Consider the following 23,028-nt stretch of genomic DNA (forward strand, 5'->3'; position numbering starts at 1 on the left):
ATCTTTATCGTAATATTTAGTTATCTAATAAGGGGATATTGAATTAAGGAGCTGGAGTAAACTCACCGTCCCAAGTTGCAGTAAACTGAACTTTCACATCACCATCCCATGTACCGTCAGTCAGTGCTTTAAAGTCAGTCGCTGCGCCATCAGCTTCAGCGCCAGCAATAACAAAGGTAAATTCACCGCGATCTGCTGCACGCTCTGAGCCATTATAGATACCATCAGCCGCTAAATTATCTAAACCAGAAGTTAAACCGGTTGATGTATCAATTAATACTAAATCATTATTTTTAGTCAGATCTTCACCATTCCATTTAACACCAACAGTTAATTTAGAATCGTCGGTAGTTCTTGCTAATGTATTAGCAATAATTTTTGACGCTAATTTAAAGTCAGTTGCACCAGCTTGGCCTTGAATAGCGATATCAAATGCGCCATTTTGTTGGTTAAAGCTTTTTTGGCCTTCGGCATAATTAAAGGTTAAACTTCTTAATGGAGTCACAACTAACATACTTGTCGTGTCTTTAATTGCAGTTGCTTGCCATGTAGCTGTTGCTTGAGCGGTACGTGTATCTGCATTTGCAACGGTAGCAAAAGAAGCTGCAATAATTGTTGATAACAATACAGAAGCCATTTTTTTATTTAACATACTAATCTCTCTTTTTATATTGATAGAAAACAATAGTAAAAATAGTTATTTAATTTTTACATATTGATATGGTTTTATTGAATTTAAAATGAAAGGTTTAAATATCTTTCATGCTATTTAGTAATATTGCGATTGTTTTTTTACTTAAATTTATATTGTTTCTTTTATTTTCTTCAGAGAAACAATCAATATAGTAAATCATTTCAATCCATCTTTTGTCTAAAACAGTTAAGATTTCATTTAATTGATCTAGCGATAATGAACTGGTACCAGTTTCATAGCGAGATACCTGTTGTTGGCTAATATTAATTAATTCTGCCAACTGTTTTCCTGTCATGTTTTTTTCTTTGCGTGATTTTCGTAAATAATTTCCTACATGACTACTAATTATATTAGCTTTCATTTTTTCAGCCTCTAATATTAATAGATCTATTTATGTGATATTCGTTAGCTCACTCGCTTGCTTAATTGAGTGTTATAATAAATACATTAAAAAAAGAGTAAATGGCAGGGTTTCTATTAAAGATTTACTTTCAATAGGTTTTTTCTATTAAATCTGTTTTTTTTAGCATTATTCAATTAAAAAATATCTCTTCACCAGTTTAATTGGTTAAAAATACACTTCATAATGTTGAAAACAGGGTATTCAATAAAAAAATACACCAAATAAGTGTAGAATTATTATAATTTTTAACAAATGTATATTTAATTAAGAAGCATAAAGAATCCACATTGAAAGTTACAATTTATTACAATTAAAGAGAGGGAAGAATTGAGAATAAAGGTAGGAAACCAGTTATATTGGTAGAATTGTAATTTTAAATGTGTATTTAACTCTCTTATCTATTAATAACTCAGTTAACTAATTTAATGTGTATGATGTTAAAGTCCCACTTTGATAATTAGATATATGATATAATATCAATGTCTATTAGGTGAATAAATGTAAGATAAAACAAATAGTTGATTTGCTTTATCCACTATAGTATCAACTTTCTATATCATGAACCTATTGTGGTACATAGGGAGTAGGAGCTAATACTTCGTCCTACAGACCTGTTTATCTTCTATAATTTCATAAAGTACTTTACCAGTGATAGTTGAATCAGGGGTGGGGGGTTATGTCCTCCATTGCCTTTCATTTTACCGATTTTGCAGTACCTAATACTATGCGCGTTTGTTCCAAACCCAATTCATCACCTAAAGCTACTCTAAATATTACTTATAAATTAGATATAACTATCTACATAGCAGCTAATCTAGATTTTAATCCTTTCTTTTGCACTTAGCTTTCCACTAGAGATTATACTTTTGGGTATAGTAACAGAGCATAGGAATGTCTGTTAGTAAAAACGTTGGTTGTTAGAAGTCCATAAGCTATCTATACATGATGAGTAATATCGATAAGCTATCCTGGGATAGCTAGCCAGATTGTTTTTTGAACGATTTTCTTTTTCTTCTTGGTAAGTGTGAATTATAATTTATAAACGTTACTATTTTTCTTTGGTATAAATAGAGCAAAATAGATGGTTTTTTGTGCTTTATTTGAAGGGTTGAAATGATGTTTTTTTTATATCATTGATGAACTGTTTCAGTAGGGATAGTTATTATAGTCATTGTTTTTATTTTTTTAATTCTTTAAAAAAATAAAAATGAATGAGTATATTTTGATATGAATCAATAAAAATAGCATACTCGATCTTAACGCTAATCAATGAGTATTTTATAGAGCAAAATCCTTAATACTCATATTGAGTGTTATTTTAAATTACAAGTAATACATTGCATTCCAAATTGTAACAAAATGAAACTTAGCATTAATTGGCGTGTCACTGTAATCTATATTGTTTTATAAGTAATAATACTTGCAACATATTATAGCAATAACAGCAACAATATCATCACATTTAAAATTAATCTATTAATCACATAGTTACTTATCATTTTTCTACTCCAATTGCGTGTTTTATTCGGTTGTATATCTCAAAATATGGGTACAAAAAAACATTAAAAAGCTCAGGCCTATTGATTTTAATTCTATTGATAGGTTTAAACATTTTTACACGTTTTTTAATCAATTTATATTATTAAGCATAAATTAGTAGTTAATGAATTATCACTAGAATAATTTAGCCTATTAAATAAATATATTAATGATTATCATTTAATAAAAATTAAATTTGGTTTATACATCGGGAAAATTTTGGAAATGCTTATGGAAGTAAATAGGTTGAGTTATTATGCGGGAATATTTTTAAGAAAATCTCGAAAGGAAAAAAATTTAACGGGAAAGCAATTGGCAAAGCTAATGCATGTTAGCCAGCAACAAATATCTCGTTATGAAACAGGGAAAACATCATTAACAATAGACCAATTAAGTCATCTTTTACGCCTATTAGATAAGAATTGGGTTGAGCTTATTTTATTTGTTCAAAGCGAATGTGATATCGATATAAAATTGGAGAAAGAAAAAAGTAAAAAAAGTTATTTATTAAGCAATTACTTGATTGATAGTTTCATAAATAAAAAGCAGTAATATTATTTTAAATTGTTCTAGCTCTATTCTCATAGTGCTCAAGATTATGTTTTATAAAAAACACAGTTAAAAGTGTTTTTTATACTAAGTAATTTTTCATTTGTTGTATATTGAATTTAAATTAGAGAGAATAAAATGTTTAATAAGAAAATATCATCTGTATTATTATCTGGGGTTATTGCTGCTTCTTTTGCTACCGTTGCAAATGCAGATACACGTACCGCTCAAGCAACAGCAACATGGCAAGCGACTGCAATTAAAGACACGACAAGCATGTTAGTTGTGACTCCACTAAAAAGCTTAACTTTTAATTACGCCGAAGGCCAAAAAAGCTTTAATCAGCAAAATGGTGCATTTGATGTCGCTATTCAAGGACAATCCGGCGCAACTGACTTTAAATTAACATCTAAAATTATTGCTAATACATTAGCAAGAACTACCGACGATTCTACATTAGAAGTTGGCGTTAAATGGAATGGTACTGATTTAAACACTGCTACGGATACTACGTTAATCAGCGTTGCTGACGGTATTACTTCAGGTTTAGATAATTTAGCGGCTGATGGTGTTTATAATAGCTCAGACCGTGCAACAGATCGCGGTGAGTTCACCTTTGTTATTGCTAAAGCTAAAGCAGCAGGCGCAGTCGCTGAGTTTAAAGACTTAGATGATGGTGTTTGGGATGGTGATGTGAAAGTCCAGTTTACTGCAAACTGGGAAGGAACTTTTGTTACTCCATAAGTTTTTTATTAATTAAATAAAAAATCCTTTGTTACGATAAAGATAATATAAGGATATAGAGTCTTTATCGTTTTTTATTTTGAGTTCTATTATGAAAAAAACAACAATAGCAGTTATTCTATTATCAATTCTCCCACTAAAAAATACCTTGGCTGTTAATGTTGGTAATATCACAGAAATTATTTCATCTGATGAAAATTCACTTTCTAAGGAAATTGAAAACACAGTTGATGCGGCTAGATTAGTAAACTTAACGATAGAAAAAATAGATACACCATTAGAACATGGAAAGGTAATTTCAACTAACGATCCTAACGAAATCTTGTCAACACCAGCGAATATTATTCTTCCGGGAAATGCACGTGATGTATTTAAAGTTATCTACAATGGCCCGAAAGACGATAAGGAACGTTATTATCGACTAAATTGGAAAGATGACCCAATTAGTGAAAGTGGGATTACGAAAAGTTCAAAATCAGCATCAGCAACAACATCTGCAACGATTAGTACAATACTTGTTGTTGCACCTAGAATAGAAAATTTTCAATACAAATATGAAAATCAGAAAGTTGCTAATTTAGGGAACAGTTCTTTTCGTGTTGTTGCTTCAGGACCTTGTTTACCTGATAAAATAAATCTTGGTTCCGATGGGATCTGTAAAGAACGTTATTACTTGATGCCAAATTTAGCTGTAAAACTTCAGTTGGTCGATATAAATAATAAAAAAACAAGTGTTGGTATTTGGCACAAAGGTAATTTTATTGTGGTCAAATAGCTAATATTGGATCTTAACTATGCATAAAAGTATTATTGCATTATCAATAATGAGCTTTATTTTTTCAAATGTTGTTTATGCTAAAGATAACAAGCGTATTAAAATTGGTGGGTATATTATTCCGCCAGCTTTTGTTATGGCACTGGAAGAGGGAATGTCAGTACCTGTTTTTTTACGATTAAATACCTCTAGAGAAAAAAATCAAAGTGAAGATAAAATTGCTGATGCCATCATTATTGTTGAACAAGGAAAAATTAAACTTGCGAATATTAATTTTATTGATAATAGCCAAGGACTAAAGTTAAGCTCATTATTGATAGATGAATTAGAAAACAGTAAGGATAACTTTTTCAATGAATCAAATAACATTAAGATTGATAAAGATGCATTACTTCAGTTAGATATTTCTTCATTTAATCTGTCACTCGATGTTGACCAAGATGCTTTTGTGCCTAAAGAAAAAGTTAGGCAATTTTCTCTAGGTGACTCATCGGTAAATGATTTTTCTGCAGTAGCTAATTATGATTTAGGTGTTTTTGGAAGTCAGGTAAAAAAAGGGAAAAATTCGTCGAGTAGCTATTTTAATTTAGATACTTTGTTGGCTATAGCCGAACACCACATTAACATTAATGCATCAGCTTACAGCATTGGTAAATCAAACTCTGATATTGAATTATATCGTGCTATGTATGAACGCGATTTTAATGGAATACGTTATGCGATTGGGTTAATGAGTACGTGGAATTTACAGTCTATTGCGAGCCTAACGACACTAAATAGCAGTAAAATTTATGCAGTTACACTAGGAAATAATGCATCTAGTGTCGTGGTGAATTCAAAATATTCGTTAACACCAATCTATGTATTTTTAAATAGCCCAGGTGAAATTCGTATTTACCGTGATGGAAAGTTATTAAATATTCAAAATTTTCCGATGGGTAGCTTTGAAGTCGACACGAGTATTCTTCCATTTGGTATCTATGATGTCACGATTGAGACCGTTGTAGATGGTAAAATTGTGACGACTCAACATCAAACAATTAATAAGTCCTTTGGAACTAGCGGCGCTAATTTTGAAAAATTAAATTGGGAAGTCTATGGGGGATATGTTGATTTCGATAAGAAACGTTATGTAAGAGGAAAATATTCTAAACGTGAGCCACTGAAGCAAAGTTATTTAGTCGGTGCGTCCGTGGCAAAAGGTTTTCCTGTTTTATCTGGATTAAATATTCAGATGTCTAATTATGGCTATGACAATTTTTTAATTAATGAAAGCAGTATTAACTTTTCTTTAAATCAGTATGTATCACTGTCTTGGCAGGGAATGATTGAAAACCATGGAAGCCATAGAAATATTGCTACGCTATCGACAAATATACCTGATGGCTATGGATCTGTTTGGGCTTCGAAAGAAAAGGCCGTAGTAAAAGGTGAATTACCCATTTATGACTCTGATAGTTATTCTTATGGCGCGACTTTAAATTTTGACAAGGTATTTGAGCGAGCGGGAACATTCACTATTAGTAGTACAAAAGATAAACGTATTGGTAGTGATTCAATTAACTATGAGTATTCAAATACATTGTTTTCAGGTCGTTACGGCACGATTGGGTTAAGAACAGGCGTTCAGCGTTATCACTATGATGACCAAAAAAGTATGAATGAAAAATTTATTAGCCTCGATTTTTCATTACCGTTATCAACATGGTTGAGTACAGGTCTTTCATCGAGCAATGGTAATGTGAAAGCCAATATTTATGCGAATAAGAGCTTTGATGATTCGGTTATTACAAGTGTCGGAGGTTCGGTGTCAAAGCTAGTTAAAGATAAAAATAACGGTGAGTCTAATATTTCAACAATGGGCTATGCCTCTTACGAGACTAAATATAACTCAGGTATGGTGACACTTAACCGGCCCGATAGTAATAGGCTTAATGGTAATTTGACCTCAAGAGGCTCAGTCGCTTATAGCAATGGAACTATTATGCCAAGTGGGCAGCAAGGGAAATCAGGCGTCATTATTAATTCGGATATTTATGGGGCTGGGAGTATGACAGCACGTGTTAATGGGCAAAATTACCCTATTAGTGGAGCAAATACCTTTATTCCATTATCCCCTTATTCGGATTATGACATTCAATTAATGAATGATGCGAAATCTAAAGACAGTTTTGACATTGTATCGGGGCGAAATAAGTCTGTCACATTATACCCTGGGAATATTGCTATTTATAAACCTGAAGTTAGGCAGCTCGTGACGGTATTTGGTCGTTTGAAATCGCCAACTGGCGAATTTATTAAATATGCGTCTATCCGTAACCATATTGGTCGCACAAAAACAGATCACAATGGTGAGTTTTCGATGGATGTCGATGTTCGCTACCCTGTTATTTCACTTCTACAAGAAGATGAGCAAACTATTTGCGAAGCTGATTTGAATCTAGAGGGAGCCAGAGGTGCGTTATGGCTAGGGGATGTTACCTGTGACCCGCAAAGAACAGTCGCATTAAGGCAATGAGAGTTTCATGATGAATAAAAAATATTTCTTACTATTTTTGACGAGTTGTTTATTGAATGGCGTCTTTAGTTCTTCTGGCTTAGCTGTGGCTCTGAGTAACTCTTATGTATTTATTGAAAATGGTGTTGATAATGAGTTTTTTGTAACACCAAGGTCTTTAGATCCTCGATTCACTGGCGCAAATAAATTTTCCCGTTATTCAGCAAGAAACCAAGAAAGCTTAGGTTATATGGGTTACACCAATACCTCGATTCGGGCCAACCAGAATGTAGATATTTGGTTTGAAAATTCACCGATTGATAGCCCATTTATTGGTAACCGCTGTATGCGTAATTACTGTAATCGCGATACGGGTTATTGGCCTGCACAATATGTTGGTCGAAATGGCGCGTATAAAATTGTACAGGATAATACCTTGGGGGAAGGGGCATATGCGCGAGGTATTTTTAGTGAGTCAACATACCAATATTTTCAAAAACTGCCTATTGGTACAGTAGAAACTTATAGCTATCGTGCATGTATGACTGACTTGGATTATGACCCTGCAAAAGGGGAAAGTTGCCAAAGTGTTGGTGGACGAATTATCGCATCTCATGAGTTTACAATGACGAAATCAGGGCATATTAAACTGAGTTCAACAGGCGCAATGCAAGAAGTTTACATTGATAGTAATGGTAACCCAAGCCTAGGTCCCGGGGAGCAATTTTGTCGTATTGGTATTGTTGCCAACGTGAACGGTTTAATTTGCCAAGTGGTAAAACATGAAACATCGGGGGATATTTTTGCGAATGTGTTGCTAACATTAAAAGTAAATTCAACATTAATTCCATTTACCCCTGCTGCTGCGTCAATAAAAATAGGCCCTGACGACGGTTCTAATGTTTGGCAAAATTACAACTCATCTTATGCAGCGAACTCATATTTTAAAAGTTCAAATAACTATGTTTCTATCTTTTTTTCTAATACGTTTTTCAAACAATTAGTGACAAATAATATTGATTTCACCAATAGCCAAGACTTTTTTACGTTTTCGTTTACGAACCCTGCCGCTGCCCCACAGTCAGGCTATTATGAATTCACGCCATCGAACCAGTTAGTGATAAAGCCTAGGGACTACAGCATTAGTATTGTGCCTGCGGATTATATTCCTAACCCGTCAAAAACTGGGAAAATTGGCCCAGCGGAACCACCAATTGAGTTTAATTATATTGTGACGACAAGCGGCCCTCGACAAGCGGACGCGATCACTGCAAGAGTCGAGGGGCCGACAGTGAATGTTAACGGACAAAACTTTTGTTTGTTCAGCTCCGATGATGACAAATTTCGTGTTCCGTTTTCAGCTTACTTGTCATTTAAAAATGCTTCAGGTATCGAAGAGTCTTATCGCTCAAGTTGTGATGGTACGGAAATATCGATGGATAATGCCTTGTGGACGGAAACACCATGGGATATCCCTAACCAAGATTTAGGTTCTTTTTATCGCACTAATTTGGATTTACGTTTCCCAATGAATGATTCAAACTCATTATTTACGTTAGATGGCATCGATTGGTTAGGAACGGTGTCTGCGAGTGGAACGGTTGTCGTGAAAGCGATTTGGACGGGGCCAGATGTCCATTTATAAGGTTGGCGCGATTTATACTGATAAGCTGAAGCGTATAGCGACTCAACTATTGATTAGCTCGCTGTTATTATTGCTTTTTTCATGTTTTGGTAAAGCCTATTCACTTTATTTGAGCTCAGATATTTCATCTTTAGAGCCCAATAAAAGCTTTTTTTCAAAGTCCTATATCAATGATACGAAAAAGGTGAATTTATATACATTTAGTGCATACCAAATAGATAAGCCTGATAATAAAGAGCAAGGGAAGCCAATAGAAGAAGGGGAAATTATTTTTACCCCTTTAAAAAAAATCGTATTACCCGGTGAGCAAGAGTATTTTAAGATTTTTTATCGCGGTAAAGCGGATGATAAAGAACGCTATTATAAGATTGTAATCAGTGAAACGGCACTTGATGTGGAAACTGACTCTTTTCAGAATCAGCAACCGTTATTTTACCCCACAGTTAGTTTAGAAACCTATTTTGTGGTTAGGCCGAAAGATATTGAGTTTAAATATGCGATGGATGCGGATGCGGGCATATTAAAAAATACGGGCAATACTTATTTTAGGGTGCTAATTCATGAAAGCTGTGAAGTAAAGGATGATGAGCAGCCCTTAGTTCTTTATCTTTTACCACAACAAGAATTTCACCATGAAGCTGTAAAGAAAAAAAGCCGTAAATACATTGTTATATTTGATAAATACTATTCTATAGGCAACTGCGATTAGCTGATTTAAAATTTTATATTATATGATTAGCCAGTAATATTTGTTGTTACTGGTTTTTTTCAATTCATGTTACTTCTATCTATTAATAGTCATTAGAAAGGCTAGGTCTTTTACTCAACTCAAACAAAAATATTCGGGCATATTGCGCTTTTTTTTGTCTAAAACTTTGCCAATTATCACTAATGTGGCAGCTAAATGTGCTAGAAGCATAAATCACCTTGATCCCAGACACTGAACTCAGGTTTAATAAGGTTAGTCACTTGCGCAAAAATGTAAGTCTTAAGGGATATTTTGCGCAATGGAATGGATTCAGCTTTGCGGCAGTTCAATTTATTAGCGATCTGCTGCCATGAACATAGCAAATATTGCGGTATGGGTAGAATTGGGTTACTTTCAATCGCTCTATTCGTGAAATGCTCAGTTTGTTGTCGATGTGTTGTGGTTCCTTAGATAAGGAGACCGATGGCGATACCTCGGTAAATTGATACTTTCATGTTGCAGCGAAATTAAAGTAGCACTATCCGTATTGCGTTGTAAAAATTGGTTTAAGTACGTTTTTATCCTACCTGGAGTATACTGATGACGACTCGTAAAACCCTTGCTAATGCTATCCGCTTTCTAAGTATGGATGCGGTTCAAAAAGCAAAATCAGGGCATCCTGGCGCGCCAATGGGCATGGCTGATATCGCTGAAGTACTGTGGCGTGACCATATGAATCATAACCCAGCAGACCCTCACTGGGCAGATCGTGACCGTTTTGTACTGTCAAACGGCCATGGCTCAATGTTGATTTATAGCTTACTGCACCTCACTGGTTATGACTTACCTATCGAAGAGTTAAAAAACTTCCGCCAATTACACTCTAAAACACCGGGCCACCCAGAATATGGCTATACTCCAGGTGTTGAAACAACAACTGGTCCTTTGGGGCAAGGCATTGCAAACGCAGTGGGTTTTGCGATCTCAGAACGCACATTAGCCGCGCAATTTAACCGCCCTGGCCATGACGTTGTTGACCACCACACTTATGTATTCATGGGTGATGGCTGTATGATGGAAGGTATCTCGCACGAAGCATGTTCTTTAGCGGGTACACTGAAATTAAATAAACTGATCGCATTCTATGATGACAACGGCATCTCAATTGATGGTGAAGTTGAAGGTTGGTTTACTGACGATACCGCAGCACGTTTCGAATCTTATGGCTGGCATGTTATCCGTGATATCGACGGACATGACGCATCACAGATCAACGCGGCAGTGAATGAAGCGAAAAACCAAACTGATAAACCAACACTGATTATGTGTAAAACTATCATTGGTTTTGGTTCACCAAACAAAGCTGGTTCTGAGTCTGTCCACGGTGCACCTTTAGGTGATGCTGAAATTGCAGCAACTCGCGAAGCTCTGGGGTGGAGCTACGGTCCATTCGAAATTCCTAAAGATATCTACGAAGCTTGGGATGCTCGTACCGCAGGTAAAGAAAAACAAAGCGCATGGGATAAAAAATTCGCCGCATATTCAGCCCAATTCCCTGAATTAGCTGCGGAATTTACTCGTCGTATGAATGGTGAATTACCAGCTAATTTTGACGCGGATGCAAAACAATTTGTTGAAAATCTGCAACAAAACCCAGCAAATATTGCCAGCCGTAAAGCATCACAAAATGCATTAGAAGCGTTTGGTAAAGTGTTACCAGAATTTATGGGTGGTTCTGCAGACTTAGCACCAAGTAACTTAACCATGTGGTCAGGTTCGAAAGCGCTGAATGTTGACCCAGCGGGTAACTATATTCACTACGGTGTTCGTGAATTTGGTATGTCAGCTATCATGAACGGTATCGCGTTACATGGTGGTTTCATTCCTTACGGCGCGACATTCCTGATGTTTGTTGAATACGCGCGTAATGCGGTTCGTATGGCAGCACTGATGAAAGTGCGTAGCATCTTCGTTTATACTCACGATTCTATTGGTCTGGGTGAAGATGGCCCGACTCACCAACCGGTTGAGCAACTGGCAAGCCTGCGTGTGACACCAAATGTCAGCACGTGGCGTCCTTGTGACCAAGTTGAATCTGCGGTGGCGTGGAAATATGCTATCGAGCGTAAAGATGGCCCAAGCGCATTAATCTTCTCTCGCCAGAACTTAGAGCAACAACCTCGTAGCGCTGAACAATTAGCCAATATCGAGAAAGGGGCTTACATTCTGAAAGATTGCGCAGGTACGCCTGAGTTAATCTTTATTGCTACAGGTTCTGAAGTGGAATTGGCTGTTAAAGCGGCTGATCAATTAACATCAGAAGGCCGTAAAGTTCGTGTTGTTTCTATGCCATCAACGGATGTATTTGATAAACAAGACGCGGCATACCGTGAAGCGGTTTTACCTGCTAATGTGACAGCGCGTGTTGCTATCGAAGCGGGTATTGCAGATTACTGGTTCAAGTACACTGGTTTAAACGGCGCCATCATCGGTATGCATACCTTTGGTGAATCTGCTCCTGCCGAAGTTCTGTTTAAAGAATTCGGTATCACAGTAGAGAAAGCAGTTGAAGCTGCGAAATCTTTACTGAAATAAAATAAGAAGGAATGAGTTCCGAATTTCGGTTCTCATTCCTAATTATCTTGCTGAACAACGCCTAGCGATAAACTAGGCGTTGTTTTTTTGTGCACCAATATAGGATTTTCTATTGCGTTCTATAAATATATCCCTTAATCTAATCCTAGATAAGCTGAACCGTTTCAGTTGTATGTTGCAGAATGAAAATATTTTTTAAAAATGTCGGTTGAAGCACACTTTTGATGTTTGACAGCTAAAATGAGCAGTAGAGTTGGTGTGAGTCAGTTATCCTTAGCAACCGTGTGATTTTGCTCAGATACAAGGTGTAGAATGGCAATCAGGGTAGCAATAAATGGCTTTGGCCGCATTGGTCGAAGTGTTCTAAGAGCGTTGTATGAGTCTGGCCGTCGGGCAGAGATTGTCGTGGTGGCGGTTAATGAACTTGCTGAACCTGAAGGGATTGCGCATTTGCTGAAGTATGATTCCAGCCATGGGCGTTTTGCTTGGGATGTACGACTTAACGGAACACTTTTACAAGTTGGTGATGATAATATTCGTTTATTTCACCAATCTGAGCTGCATGAGTTGCCTTGGAAAGAACTGGGGATTGATGTTGTTTTAGATTGTAGTGGGGTTTATGGTTCACGGGATGACGGCTTATTGCATTTAGCGGCAGGGGCGAAAAAAGTATTATTTTCTCACCCGGGTACTGATGACCTTGATGCAACTATCGTTTATGGTGTTAACCATGAAAGTTTAACCGCTCAAGACAAGATTGTTTCCAATGCTTCTTGCACCACCAACTGTATTATTCCTATTATTAAATTGCTTGATGAGGCATTTTCGATTGAATCGGGAACCGTGACGACGATTCATGCGTCAATGAATGACCAGCCTGTTATCGATGCCTATCATAAAGATTTACGCAGAACTCGTGCAGCGAGTCAGTCTATTATTCCTGTTGATACCAAGTTAGCGGCAGGAATTACGCGAATTTTTCCGAAATTTAAAGACCATTTTGAAGCCATTTCTGTCCGTGTACCGACGACGAATGTGACAGCGATTGATTTGAGTGTTACCGTACATAACGATGTTTGTGTTGATAAAGTCAACCAACTACTGCGAAGCGCGGCACAAGGCCATTTTCGTGGTATAGTGGACTACACTGAATTACCGCTAGTTTCGATGGATTTCAATCATGATCCACACAGTGCTATTATAGACGGTACACAAACGCGAGTTAGTGGTAAGCATTTAATTAAAACCCTAGTTTGGTGTGATAACGAATGGGGGTTTGCTAACCGGATGCTAGATACAACATTAGCGATGGCAGCGACAGGTTTAAACTAATTGGCGACTGACAGACAGCAGGGCATGATAACTTTATTGTTTTGCACAGTCGCTGATGGAAACTTTATAGAGAATCAACGAGAGGATTCACCATGTCTGTAATTAAGATGACCGATTTAGACTTAGCGGGTAAACGCGTATTCATCCGTTCTGACTTAAACGTTCCTGTAAAAGATGGCAAAGTTACTTCTGATGCACGTATTCGTGCTTCATTACCAACAATTGAAGCTGCTCTGAAACAAGGCGCTAAAGTCATGGTCACTTCTCACCTTGGTCGCCCGACCGAAGGCGAGTACAACGAAGAGTTTTCACTGCAACCTGTTGTTGACTATCTGGCTGACAAAATGGATTACCCAGTCCGCTTAGTTAAAGACTACCTTAACGGTGTTGAAATCGAAGCTGGCGAGTTAGTTGTGCTGGAAAACGTTCGCTTTAATAAAGGCGAGAAAAAAGACGATGAAACCCTGTCTAAACAATACGCTGCATTGTGTGATGTTTATGTTATGGACGCATTTGGTACGGCTCACCGCGCACAAGCGTCAACACATGGTGTTGCTAAATTCTCTCCAGTTGCTTGTGCTGGCCCACTACTGAGTGGTGAGTTAGAAGCATTAGGTAAAGCATTAGATAACCCAGCTCGTCCAATGGTTGCGATTGTTGGTGGTTCTAAAGTGTCAACGAAACTGACTGTATTAGATTCCCTATCTAAAATCGCAGACCAGCTGATTGTTGGTGGCGGTATTGCAAATACCTTTATCGCAGCGGAAGGCAATAATGTTGGTCGCTCATTATATGAAGCGGATTTAATCCCTGAAGCGAAAAAATTACTGGCAAACTGCCAAATTCCAGTACCAACGGATGTTCGCGTTGCAACCGAGTTCTCTGAAACTGCACCAGCAACTCTGAAAGCGAGTACTGAAATTAAAGATGACGAACAAATTCTGGATTTAGGTGATGAATCTGCACAGCGCTTGGCTGAGATCCTGAAAAATGCCAAAACCATTCTTTGGAATGGCCCAGTAGGCGTGTTTGAGTTCCCTAATTTCCGTAAAGGTACCGAGATCGTTGCAAAAGCGATTGCTGATAGCGACGCATTCTCTATCGCTGGTGGTGGTGACACCCTAGCAGCTATCGATTTATTCGATATTGCTGACAAAATTTCATATATCTCTACTGGTGGCGGTGCTTTCCTTGAGTTCGTTGAAGGCAAAAAGCTCCCTGCCGTTGTGATGCTAGAAGAACGTGCTAAAGCGTAATTAATTGTTCATACACAACAGGCAGCGTAGGCTGCCTGTTTACCACAGGACCTTTTCACATGTCTAAAATTTTTGATTTTGTTAAACCGGGTGTTATCACGGGTGATGATGTACAGAAAGTTTTCGCAGTTGCCAAAGAAAATAACTTTGCATTGCCAGCGGTGAACTGTGTTGGTACGGATTCAATTAACGCCGTACTTGAAACGGCCGCGAAAGTGCGTGCGCCAGTTATTGTTCAGTTTTCAAACGGCGGTGCCGCATTTATCGCAGGTAAAGGTTTGAAAGCAGAAGGCCAACAAGCTGCAATTTTAGGTGCAATTTCAGGTGCTTATCATGTGCATCAAATGGCAGAGCACTACGGTGTTCCTGTTATTCTGCATACTGACCACTGTGCGAAAAAATTACTGCCATGGATCGATGGCCTGTTAGATGCAGGTGAAAAACACTACGCGAAAACCGGTAAACCACTGTTCTCTTCTCACATGATTGACTTGTCAGAAGAATCACTGGAAGAAAACATCGAAATCTGTGCTAAATACTTAGCACGTATGGCTAAAATCGATATGACATTGGAAATCGAATTAGGCTGTACAGGTGGTGAAGAAGATGGTGTTGATAACACCGGAATGGACAGTTCTGAGCTGTACACTCAGCCAGAAGACGTTGCATATGCGTATGAAAAACTGAGTGCAGTGAGCCCACGTTTCACTATCGCTGCATCTTTCGGTAACGTTCACGGTGTTTATAAACCAGGTAACGTTCAGTTAACGCCAAAAATTCTGCGTAATTCACAAGACTACGTTTCAGAAAAATATAATCTGCCACACAACAGCTTAGACTTCGTATTCCACGGTGGTTCTGGCTCAAGTGCTGCTGAAATCAAAGAAGCAGTTAGCTACGGTGTTATCAAAATGAACATCGACACTGATACTCAGTGGGCAACTTGGGATGGTATTTTACAGTACTACAAAAAGAACGAAGGCTATCTGCAAGGTCAGTTAGGTAACCCAGAAGGTGCGGATAAACCTAACAAAAAATACTATGACCCACGTGTATGGCTGCGTAAAGCACAAGAGTCAATGGTTGTTCGTTTAGAGCAAGCATTTAAAGAACTGAACTGTGTTGATGTTCTCTAATTAACACGCATTAAGTTTCTTGTGATGAATCCCTCAGTAAGGTGACTTACTGGGGGATTTTTGATCATGTAGATAGCGAAGTTTCACTTAATTGTGAAAGTAGTTTCAAAAATAATGCTTCACTTTGTGTTAGCGGTTTACTGGCCTCAGTGATCGCACATATGCGGTTATGAAAAACAGGGGAATCGTTCATTTCTACCAGTGAGTGGCGAAAATTAATATGAGAGGCATAGTTCTCGGGCAGAATTCCGACATAGTGACCTGAAGCGATAAAGGTAGCAACGGCCTCAAGGCCAGCGGCTTCAGGGCCTCGACTAAATTCCCCCGATGCTAAAATACTTTCAGTGAATGGATGTGGCCGGTAAACCAATGCTAGATTATGCTTGTTGCTGGCGGTATTGGCAGAAACATAAAGCTTATGGTTTTCTATAAATAAGAATTGATAATTATAACGGTTATTTTCGTGATACTGCCCCCGAATACCAATTTGAATTGTTCTGTCGCTAAGTGCTTTATTTAATTGATTATGGTTGAGTATGCTTAGCTCTAATTTGACATTAGGTGCTTCTTGGGTAAATTGAGTGATTGTTGCTGATAGATGGCATAGTGGATCCGTTAAAATATGTTCAATAACACCAATAACTAATGTGCCAGATAAAACCCCATGGCGTTCATCAACTTCAGTTTTGATATTATCTAATGCTTTCAAAGCGGTTTTGGCTTTTTCGATAACAAATAAACCTGATTCAGTTAGCTTAAAGCCTGAAGGCCCTCTTTCACATAATTGGACACCGAGTTTTTCTTCAATTTCACGAATATGGCGGCTTATTGACGCTTTTGACATATTTAATTTTTTTTCTGCAATGGTAAAGCCACCGACTTCTGCAACAGAAGTAAAAACACGTAATGATTTTAAGTCTTTTTCCGTTAATTTTTTATTATGCATATTTATACCTATTACGTGAAATGAATCACTAAATGCTAATCTAGCTTAATTTTTGTTGGGATACAAACGACACAAATAATGTTGTTTTATTTTAATTATTAAAATTATTTTTGTTTTCTATAAAAGGTTTCATTTTATGAAACCATAGGATCAAAAATATCACTTTTATTCCTATCAGATACGTATATCTTAAAGTTGTAGTTGTTAATAGATTATTACCAAAGTGGCGCCACAAAATAATAATTAATCCAAATATATATAAATACAAAAGGATTCTAATTTATGGTCACAGATGAATTGTTAACAATAAAATTAGATATGATTACATTTACAGCATTAGGGGCTTTATTATTAATCGCTAGCAATGTAATTATAAAAAAATTCCCATTTTTTATGAAGTATTCAATTCCTAGCCCTGTTATCGGCGGGTTTATGTTTTCTATTGTAATGTGGTTAGCTTATCAATTTAATATTGTAGAACTTAATTTTGATAACACATTATATGACTTATCGATGTATGTATTCTTCGTCACAATTGGTTTAATGACAGGTGTTAAACTATTAGTGAGTGGTGGAAAAATATTACTGATTTATATGGTAATTTGCTGGGGATTGGCATTTATGCAAAATGGCGTCAGCATTGGTTTATCATATGTTTTAGATATTGAGCCATTAGTTGCCATGATGGCAGGCCAAGCCTCGATGCAGGGTGGTCATGGTATGGCGGCATCTTTAGCACCACTGATTGAATCCTTTGGTCATGACCAAGCACTGAATGTTGGGTTAGCGGCTTCAACGTTTGGTTTGATTGCAGGGTCAATTCTAGGGGGGCCAGTTGGGAACTGGTTGATCCAAAGAAATAAATTAAAAATTGAAACTGACCATGTTGATTTAGAAAATTTAGCAGAAAGTAACAGCAAAGAAGATAAAATTACAGCCCAACAATGTATTATTACAGGAGCGATTATTTTAAGCATACTCGCTATCGGAATGCCGACAGCGAAATGGATAAGCACAGCAACAGGCTTTACCATTCCCGGCCATATTTTTAGTTTATTTGTTGGTGTTGTATTTCATTCAATTAATGAAAGAAAACCGATAATTAAAATATCTCGTAATACAGTGGTGTTAATTTCTACTCTATCACTAGAAATGTTTTTAGTGATGGCAATGATGAAATTAAAACTTTGGGAATTATATGAGTTAGCATTACCACTAACGATTATATTAATATCTCAGGTTATTACAACAATATTAGTTTCTATATTTGTTGTTTATCGCGCATTAGGTAAAAACTATGATGCTGCTGTTATGTCCGCTGGTTTTATTGGACATGGTTTAGGTGCAACACCAAATGGCTTAGTGGTTATGGACGCTATTTGTAATAAATATGGTTTATTCTCACGAAAGGCATTCATTATTATTCCAATCGCCGGAACGGTATTAACGGATATTGTTGGTGTTCCTCTATTTGTATTCCTAGCTAACACATTTGGTGGCTAAGAAATAAAAAATAAAAGAAATAAAACTAAATCTAAGAAGGAATAGTTTGTATGAAAAAATTAACGACACCCCCAAATGTTGGGCATAAAACATTTTTATATTCAGAATTAGTGACTGAATTGACCGACATTGAAGCGGATATTGCCATACTAGGGATGCCATTTAGTTCTGCTTATAGTGCTCACGCATTTACCAATGACCAATCTCGAGCTCCACAATATTTACGTGATATGAGTGACCGAATTGTTAGGCATCCAGATCATTATGATTTTGATATTGATGGGCCACTATTACAAGGCCGAAAAGATATTAAATTTGTTGACTGTGGTGATGTTATTCCTGATTTATCAAAGCCTTTGGGGGAACATCATCAACGTGCGGCTGAGGCGGTTCGGCAATTACTAAGAGCTAAAGCACTTCCTATTGTTTTAGGGGGCGATCATGGCATCACAACACCTATTTTGCAGGGATTTGATGAAATAGGACCGATTACACTTGTGCATATTGACGCGCATTTAGATTGGCGTGAAGAGGTTAATGGTGTCGATACTGGCCTTTCAAGCCCGATCCGCCGCGCTTCAGAAATGAAACATATCGGTGAAATTTTCCAAATTGGTTTACGTGCGCAAGGTAGTGGGCGCCCAGCGGATTACCAAGCGGCTAAAGACCATGGGGCGCATGTTATTCCAGCCTACGAACTGCATGAGGTTGGGATGCAAGCCATTTTAGACCGGATCCCTGATAATTCGAACTACTATATTAGTATTGATGCAGATGGGATTGACCCAAGTATCATGCCTGGAGTTGATGGCCCAGCTCCTGGTGGGGTGACCTATTTGCAAGCTCGGAGCCTAATTCACGGTTTAGTGAAGAAGGGTCGCGTTGTTGGTATGGATATTGTGGAAATTACCCCAGCCAAAGATATTCCATCTAAGCTAACGGGGGTGACTGCTGGGCGCTTCGTGGTGAATCTTATTGGGGCATCTATCCGAGCGGGTTATTTTGATAAGTAATCGTCAATAAAAAACAGCAGTCTTCAAATGGAGGCTGTTGTTTTTCAGTAGGCTTCAAATTTTTTAGTAGAGAGTTATATTGGGGTTCCTTGATGAAACCGCAGCTGCCATTGGTTTTCTGAATTTTTTAGCCAAATAGATGAACGATGGGTGGGTTTGATTTTTTTACCATAGTGTAATTCAAAACTGGTATAGGTCATTAACACGGTATTATCGCTCAAGAATGAGCAGTGATAATTTTCTGAATAAATAGATGTTTCCATTTCATTTGCTAATGACAAAAGCGTATCTCGCTTATCACTGGTTCCTCCAGAACGAGCAAATTCAAAAAAATCTGCATGCAAAATCTCACGAAGAAAATGGCTATTCTGTCGGTTAGTACTGTTATGTAATTTTTTTTCTAATTCAATCAGTTTATGTATCACTCGCGTTCCTCCAATTTTTGTGCCAGTTTCTCGGCTAGCTGAGTAACAATATCCGAAGTATTTGCGTGGAAATGCATGGCAATTTCCATTTCTTGAGCGGCTGGGAAACCTTCTTCTTCTGTTAAAATTCGATGTTGAGGTAGTTTTGCTCGCAAAGGTAATAAGCTGACCCCTAACCCGTCAGCGATAGCACTTTGAATGCCCGCGAGGCTAGAACAAGTATAAGTTATGTGCCAAGGGCGCTGTTCATTGTCTAATAACTTAAACATATCATTACGATATAGACCATTTTCAGGAAAAACTACCAAGGGTACGGAATCATTATTGAAGTGTTTATATTGGTTGCTAATTAGCCAACATAATGGTTCAGGCCAATGGTAATCGCTTTTAAATTCGCCTTTTTTCTGTTTCACAATAATTAAATCTAACTCACCATGTTGGTAGCGCTGATGAAGCTGGCGGCTTAGGCCACTCGTGACTTCTAGCCGTATATTGGGATTAGCTTGCATAAATGCAGCAAGTGTTGGGGTAACTTGGCCAGAAGCGAGATCTTCTGGAAAACCGAGCCGAATAGTTTGAATTACCGCATTGCCAGTGATTTTCATAAAGAAGGTATCATTAAGTACTAAGATATTTTTAGCATAACTCAACAAAACCTCACCAGTTTCGGTTAAGGTAAGTATACGGTGTCCCCGGATGAATAAAGGCTGGCCGACTAAAGTTTCTAGCCGTTGAATCTGCTGGCTCAATGTTGATTGCGTTGAATTTAAATGCTGTGAAGCCACGGTGAAATTCCCTGTTTCAGCAACAGTGACAAAGGTTTTCAACAAAACAAGATTGAGTAATGGATTCATTTTATAAATACCTATCATTTAGTTATTTAATTTTTAAATAGCATACTTTTTCAGTAGATTAAAGAGTCATCGGGGAGATTAATCATGAAAACATTCTTTTTACGTGGGAAATGGTTGGTTCACTTAGCTAGCATTCTTATGGTTTCATTGGTATTTATGGTGAAAGGTATGGCGAATCCACAACTTGATTCTTTGGTGTCATTGGCTGAACAAGGTAATCTACAAGCCGTTAAGTCCTTGGTTGAGCAAGGCGCAAATATTGAACAACACGATTTACGCCAACGTACTGCGTTGATGGCGGCAACCCATGAAAACCGTGTGGATGTGGCGCGCTATTTAATTGAGCGCGGTGCAGATGTGAATGCGAAGGATAACATGCAAGATTCACCGTACCTTTATTCAGGGGCGCGTGGGCTGCAAGATATTTTATTATTAACCCTGAAAAATGGGGCTGATTTAAAAAGTACTAACCGCTACGGGGGAACTGCGTTGATCCCTGCGGCAGAACGCGGACACGTAACGACGGTCAAAACCTTGATTGATGCAGGGGTTGATGTGAATCACGTTAATCGGTTGGGTTGGACTGCACTGATTGAGGCGATTATTTTGGGTGATGGTAGCGATAAGTACGCACAAATTGTCACTGAATTAATTAAAGGCGGCGCAGATGTCAATTTAGCGGATGGCTCGGGGATATCACCGTTGACGTTGGCAAAAAGCAAAGGTTACCGTAATTTGATTGAAATTCTTGAGAATTCGGGAGCGAAATAATGTCGGATACGCAATTTTTGCAACAAGCTATCAACTTAGCAATGGAAAACGTGCAAGCTGGCGGACGACCTTTTGGCGCAATTGTTGTCTGTGATGGGCAAGTCGTTGCAAGTGGCGTCAACCAGATGCTTGAACTCAATGACCCAACTGCCCATGCAGAGCTGATGGCGCTGCGTCAGGCAGGGCAAAAATTAAGCCGCGTGAAATTAGATGACTGTGTGGTTTATGCGAGTGGGCAGCCTTGTCCTATGTGCCTTGCTGCCATGCGAATGGCGGGTATCTCTCGGGTCGTTTACGCCTATTCAAACGATGATGCCGCACCTTTTGGGCTTTCTACGGATGCCATTGCCAAAGCGCTGAGAGTCGCGCCTGAACAGCAATCAGGTTTACGGTTTGAGCAATTAAAGCCCAACGGTGAAATGCGCAGCACCCTATACCAACAGTGGTGGGAACGGCAATCTAAATGAGTAAAACAGCACCATCTTCGTTGGCGTTGATACTGACCATTGTCTTAGTCGGGTTGAATTTACGGCCCTTTATGACGGGCCCAGGGCCCGTTATCGACAATATCATTCAAACGACAGGGATGAGTTATCAAAGCATTTCGCTTTTAACCTTGTTACCCATGTTGTTGATGGGGGTTGGGGCATTGGTTGTACCGATGTTAAACCAACGTATAGGCGAGCGTGCAGGGATCAGTACTGCAATGCTATTACTGCTAGTCGGTTCACTCGCTCGTTACTTTGTTGTTGATGGTGCGGCTTTATTATTAACGGCTTTTTTATGTGGTGTGGGGGCGGCTTATATTCAGTCGGTATTTCCTGGGCTCATTAAAGCGAATTTCCCCCAAAAAATGGCGATGATGACAGGGTTGTATTCCGCCACGTTAATGGCGGGGGGAGCAATTGGCGCACAGCTCACCCCTTTAGTTGAGGAAATGACAGGCCATTGGCAGAGTGCCTTAGCGTGGCTTGCCTTCCCAGCTTTGCTGGCGTTGTTGGCTATTTGGGCGAATGTACATACAGAGCGGAGTTCAAAAGTAGAATCAGTTTCAGTATTGGTGTTCTTACGAAAGCCGAGAGCATGGTTATTGATGGCAGGTTTTGGGCTGATTAATGCGGGTTATGGTACCGTAGTGACTTGGTTGGCACCTTTTTTCCAAGAGCAGGGAATGAGTGCTGCACAAAGTGGCACGTTTGTTGCCATATTAACGGTATTTCAGGCGTTATCTGCGCTAATGATCCCTGTATTTGCTTCGCATAATATTGATCGTCGCTTTTGGTTGATAGTCACGCTCAGTTGCCAAGCACTTGGTTTTTCCGGGTTGATGCTGTTTGCCAGCGATGTGCCACTTTTATGGGTGGCGTTATTAGGTATGGGGTTAGGCGGCTGCTTTGCACTCAGTATTATTACGGCTTTAGATCACCTTCCTCATCCCGTTAGCGCAGGCGCATTAACGTCGTTGATGCAGGCTGGTGGCTTTATTATTGCTGCATTTGGGCCATTAGTGGCGGCTTGGTTACATCAAGTCAGCCAGAGTTTTACATGGGTATGGGCAATGCATGTGGTCTTTGTATTAGTAACATTGATTCTTTATTTGCGTTTGAACCCTAAAAGCTATAGTCAAATCTTCAATTTAAGATAATTAATCTCCTCTTTTTTA

Annotated in this window: 20 protein-coding genes; 15 read left to right on the forward strand and 5 right to left on the reverse strand. The window is 38.3% G+C overall.

Annotated elements, in window-relative coordinates; genetic code table 11:
• Nucleotides 1-43: 43 nt before the first annotated feature.
• A complete protein-coding gene (gene ecpA / locus PR725_RS12490) occupies nucleotides 44-652 on the reverse strand; it encodes a common pilus major fimbrillin subunit EcpA (protein ID WP_004914448.1) in 609 nt (202 codons plus the stop codon).
• A 97-nt stretch (nucleotides 653-749) separates the two neighbouring features.
• On the reverse strand, nucleotides 750-1,055 hold the full coding sequence (locus PR725_RS12495) for a helix-turn-helix domain-containing protein (protein WP_004914446.1): 306 nt from the start codon (nucleotides 1,053-1,055) through the stop codon (nucleotides 750-752).
• Nucleotides 1,056-2,867: 1,812 nt separating this feature from the next.
• On the opposite strand from PR725_RS12495, the gene PR725_RS12500 reads away from it, so the two are divergent.
• From PR725_RS12500 to fbaA, 10 genes are all read left to right on the forward strand, one after another.
• Nucleotides 2,868-3,188, forward strand: a complete 321-nt coding sequence (locus PR725_RS12500; RefSeq protein WP_109911906.1) for a helix-turn-helix domain-containing protein — start codon at nucleotides 2,868-2,870, stop codon at nucleotides 3,186-3,188.
• Nucleotides 3,189-3,323: 135 nt separating this feature from the next.
• Nucleotides 3,324-3,929, forward strand: coding sequence for a common pilus major fimbrillin subunit EcpA (gene ecpA / locus PR725_RS12505; RefSeq protein WP_004914437.1), 606 nt, complete (start codon nucleotides 3,324-3,326; stop codon nucleotides 3,927-3,929).
• A 91-nt stretch (nucleotides 3,930-4,020) separates the two neighbouring features.
• Nucleotides 4,021-4,704: a hypothetical protein gene (locus PR725_RS12510; protein ID WP_004914433.1), complete on the forward strand. Its 684-nt coding sequence runs from the start codon at nucleotides 4,021-4,023 to the stop codon at nucleotides 4,702-4,704.
• Between the two features lie 19 nt (nucleotides 4,705-4,723).
• Entirely contained in the window at nucleotides 4,724-7,222 is a 2,499-nt protein-coding gene (locus tag PR725_RS12515) for a TcfC E-set like domain-containing protein (RefSeq protein WP_272569248.1), read from the forward strand.
• Between the two features lie 7 nt (nucleotides 7,223-7,229).
• Nucleotides 7,230-8,846: a fimbrial protein gene (locus PR725_RS12520; protein WP_227024218.1), complete on the forward strand. Its 1,617-nt coding sequence runs from the start codon at nucleotides 7,230-7,232 to the stop codon at nucleotides 8,844-8,846.
• Between the two features lie 184 nt (nucleotides 8,847-9,030).
• A complete protein-coding gene (locus PR725_RS12525; protein ID WP_272527701.1) occupies nucleotides 9,031-9,555 on the forward strand; it encodes a fimbrial protein in 525 nt (174 codons plus the stop codon).
• A gap of 579 nt (nucleotides 9,556-10,134) precedes the next feature.
• Complete coding sequence (gene tkt / locus PR725_RS12530; protein WP_272569250.1) at nucleotides 10,135-12,129, forward strand: transketolase; 1,995 nt, start codon at nucleotides 10,135-10,137, stop codon at nucleotides 12,127-12,129.
• A 312-nt stretch (nucleotides 12,130-12,441) separates the two neighbouring features.
• Nucleotides 12,442-13,461, forward strand: coding sequence for an erythrose-4-phosphate dehydrogenase (epd, locus tag PR725_RS12535; RefSeq protein WP_004914418.1), 1,020 nt, complete (start codon nucleotides 12,442-12,444; stop codon nucleotides 13,459-13,461).
• 92 nt (nucleotides 13,462-13,553) lie between these two features.
• On the forward strand, nucleotides 13,554-14,717 hold the full coding sequence (pgk, locus tag PR725_RS12540; RefSeq protein WP_004914415.1) for a phosphoglycerate kinase: 1,164 nt from the start codon (nucleotides 13,554-13,556) through the stop codon (nucleotides 14,715-14,717).
• A gap of 59 nt (nucleotides 14,718-14,776) precedes the next feature.
• On the forward strand, nucleotides 14,777-15,853 hold the full coding sequence (gene fbaA, locus PR725_RS12545) for a class II fructose-bisphosphate aldolase (RefSeq protein WP_109911909.1): 1,077 nt from the start codon (nucleotides 14,777-14,779) through the stop codon (nucleotides 15,851-15,853).
• A 64-nt stretch (nucleotides 15,854-15,917) separates the two neighbouring features.
• Here fbaA and PR725_RS12550 read toward each other — a convergent pair whose 3' ends face one another.
• Nucleotides 15,918-16,799 carry a LysR family transcriptional regulator gene (locus tag PR725_RS12550; protein ID WP_117162845.1) on the reverse strand — a complete coding sequence of 294 codons (882 nt, stop codon included), beginning with the start codon at nucleotides 16,797-16,799 and terminating at the stop codon, nucleotides 15,918-15,920.
• Between the two features lie 282 nt (nucleotides 16,800-17,081).
• Between PR725_RS12550 and PR725_RS12555 the strand changes: the two genes are divergently transcribed.
• Nucleotides 17,082-18,302 (forward strand): sodium/glutamate symporter, encoded by a 1,221-nt coding sequence (locus tag PR725_RS12555; RefSeq protein WP_110732254.1) that lies wholly within the window; start codon nucleotides 17,082-17,084, stop codon nucleotides 18,300-18,302.
• A 50-nt stretch (nucleotides 18,303-18,352) separates the two neighbouring features.
• Complete coding sequence (locus PR725_RS12560) at nucleotides 18,353-19,315, forward strand: agmatinase (RefSeq protein WP_109911912.1); 963 nt, start codon at nucleotides 18,353-18,355, stop codon at nucleotides 19,313-19,315.
• Nucleotides 19,316-19,389: 74 nt separating this feature from the next.
• Here PR725_RS12560 and PR725_RS12565 read toward each other — a convergent pair whose 3' ends face one another.
• Nucleotides 19,390-19,740, reverse strand: coding sequence for a nuclear transport factor 2 family protein (locus tag PR725_RS12565; RefSeq protein WP_109911913.1), 351 nt, complete (start codon nucleotides 19,738-19,740; stop codon nucleotides 19,390-19,392).
• Nucleotides 19,737-20,594 (reverse strand): LysR substrate-binding domain-containing protein, encoded by an 858-nt coding sequence (locus tag PR725_RS12570; protein WP_164528454.1) that lies wholly within the window; start codon nucleotides 20,592-20,594, stop codon nucleotides 19,737-19,739. Before PR725_RS12570 ends, PR725_RS12565 begins: the two co-directional genes overlap by 4 nt.
• A gap of 84 nt (nucleotides 20,595-20,678) precedes the next feature.
• Between PR725_RS12570 and PR725_RS12575 the strand changes: the two genes are divergently transcribed.
• From PR725_RS12575 to PR725_RS12585, 3 genes are read left to right on the forward strand one after another with little or no spacing between them, the layout of a single operon-like run.
• Entirely contained in the window at nucleotides 20,679-21,365 is a 687-nt protein-coding gene (locus PR725_RS12575; protein ID WP_272569256.1) for an ankyrin repeat domain-containing protein, read from the forward strand.
• The gene (locus PR725_RS12580) at nucleotides 21,365-21,832 is read left to right on the forward strand and encodes a nucleoside deaminase (protein WP_004914393.1); all 468 of its coding nucleotides are present in this window, start codon (nucleotides 21,365-21,367) and stop codon (nucleotides 21,830-21,832) included. Before PR725_RS12575 ends, PR725_RS12580 begins: the two co-directional genes overlap by 1 nt.
• Nucleotides 21,829-23,010 carry a cyanate transporter gene (locus PR725_RS12585; protein WP_123382483.1) on the forward strand — a complete coding sequence of 394 codons (1,182 nt, stop codon included), beginning with the start codon at nucleotides 21,829-21,831 and terminating at the stop codon, nucleotides 23,008-23,010. The genes PR725_RS12580 and PR725_RS12585 overlap by 4 nt, the downstream gene beginning before the upstream one ends.
• Nucleotides 23,011-23,028: the final 18 nt, after the last annotated feature.

It is taken from the genome of Providencia sp. PROV255, from assembly GCF_028478065.1.
Taxonomy (GTDB): Bacteria; Pseudomonadota; Gammaproteobacteria; order Enterobacterales; family Enterobacteriaceae; genus Providencia; species Providencia rettgeri.

What these genes read in the sequence shown, in the direction of transcription:
- ecpA (WP_004914448.1), bottom strand. Translation starts at nt 652, where the DNA reads ATGTTAAATAAAAAAATGGCTTCTGTATTGTTATCAACAATTATTGCA.
- PR725_RS12495 (WP_004914446.1), bottom strand. Translation starts at nt 1,055, where the DNA reads ATGAAAGCTAATATAATTAGTAGTCATGTAGGAAATTATTTACGAAAA.
- PR725_RS12500 (WP_109911906.1), top strand. Translation starts at nt 2,868, where the DNA reads ATGGAAGTAAATAGGTTGAGTTATTATGCGGGAATATTTTTAAGAAAA.
- ecpA (WP_004914437.1), top strand. Translation starts at nt 3,324, where the DNA reads ATGTTTAATAAGAAAATATCATCTGTATTATTATCTGGGGTTATTGCT.
- PR725_RS12510 (WP_004914433.1), top strand. Translation starts at nt 4,021, where the DNA reads ATGAAAAAAACAACAATAGCAGTTATTCTATTATCAATTCTCCCACTA.
- PR725_RS12515 (WP_272569248.1), top strand. Translation starts at nt 4,724, where the DNA reads ATGCATAAAAGTATTATTGCATTATCAATAATGAGCTTTATTTTTTCA.
- PR725_RS12520 (WP_227024218.1), top strand. Translation starts at nt 7,230, where the DNA reads ATGATGAATAAAAAATATTTCTTACTATTTTTGACGAGTTGTTTATTG.
- tkt (WP_272569250.1), top strand. Translation starts at nt 10,135, where the DNA reads ATGACGACTCGTAAAACCCTTGCTAATGCTATCCGCTTTCTAAGTATG.
- epd (WP_004914418.1), top strand. Translation starts at nt 12,442, where the DNA reads ATGGCAATCAGGGTAGCAATAAATGGCTTTGGCCGCATTGGTCGAAGT.
- pgk (WP_004914415.1), top strand. Translation starts at nt 13,554, where the DNA reads ATGTCTGTAATTAAGATGACCGATTTAGACTTAGCGGGTAAACGCGTA.
- fbaA (WP_109911909.1), top strand. Translation starts at nt 14,777, where the DNA reads ATGTCTAAAATTTTTGATTTTGTTAAACCGGGTGTTATCACGGGTGAT.
- PR725_RS12550 (WP_117162845.1), bottom strand. Translation starts at nt 16,799, where the DNA reads ATGCATAATAAAAAATTAACGGAAAAAGACTTAAAATCATTACGTGTT.
- PR725_RS12555 (WP_110732254.1), top strand. Translation starts at nt 17,082, where the DNA reads ATGGTCACAGATGAATTGTTAACAATAAAATTAGATATGATTACATTT.
- PR725_RS12560 (WP_109911912.1), top strand. Translation starts at nt 18,353, where the DNA reads ATGAAAAAATTAACGACACCCCCAAATGTTGGGCATAAAACATTTTTA.
- PR725_RS12570 (WP_164528454.1), bottom strand. Translation starts at nt 20,594, where the DNA reads ATGAATCCATTACTCAATCTTGTTTTGTTGAAAACCTTTGTCACTGTT.
- PR725_RS12575 (WP_272569256.1), top strand. Translation starts at nt 20,679, where the DNA reads ATGAAAACATTCTTTTTACGTGGGAAATGGTTGGTTCACTTAGCTAGC.
- PR725_RS12580 (WP_004914393.1), top strand. Translation starts at nt 21,365, where the DNA reads ATGTCGGATACGCAATTTTTGCAACAAGCTATCAACTTAGCAATGGAA.
- PR725_RS12585 (WP_123382483.1), top strand. Translation starts at nt 21,829, where the DNA reads ATGAGTAAAACAGCACCATCTTCGTTGGCGTTGATACTGACCATTGTC.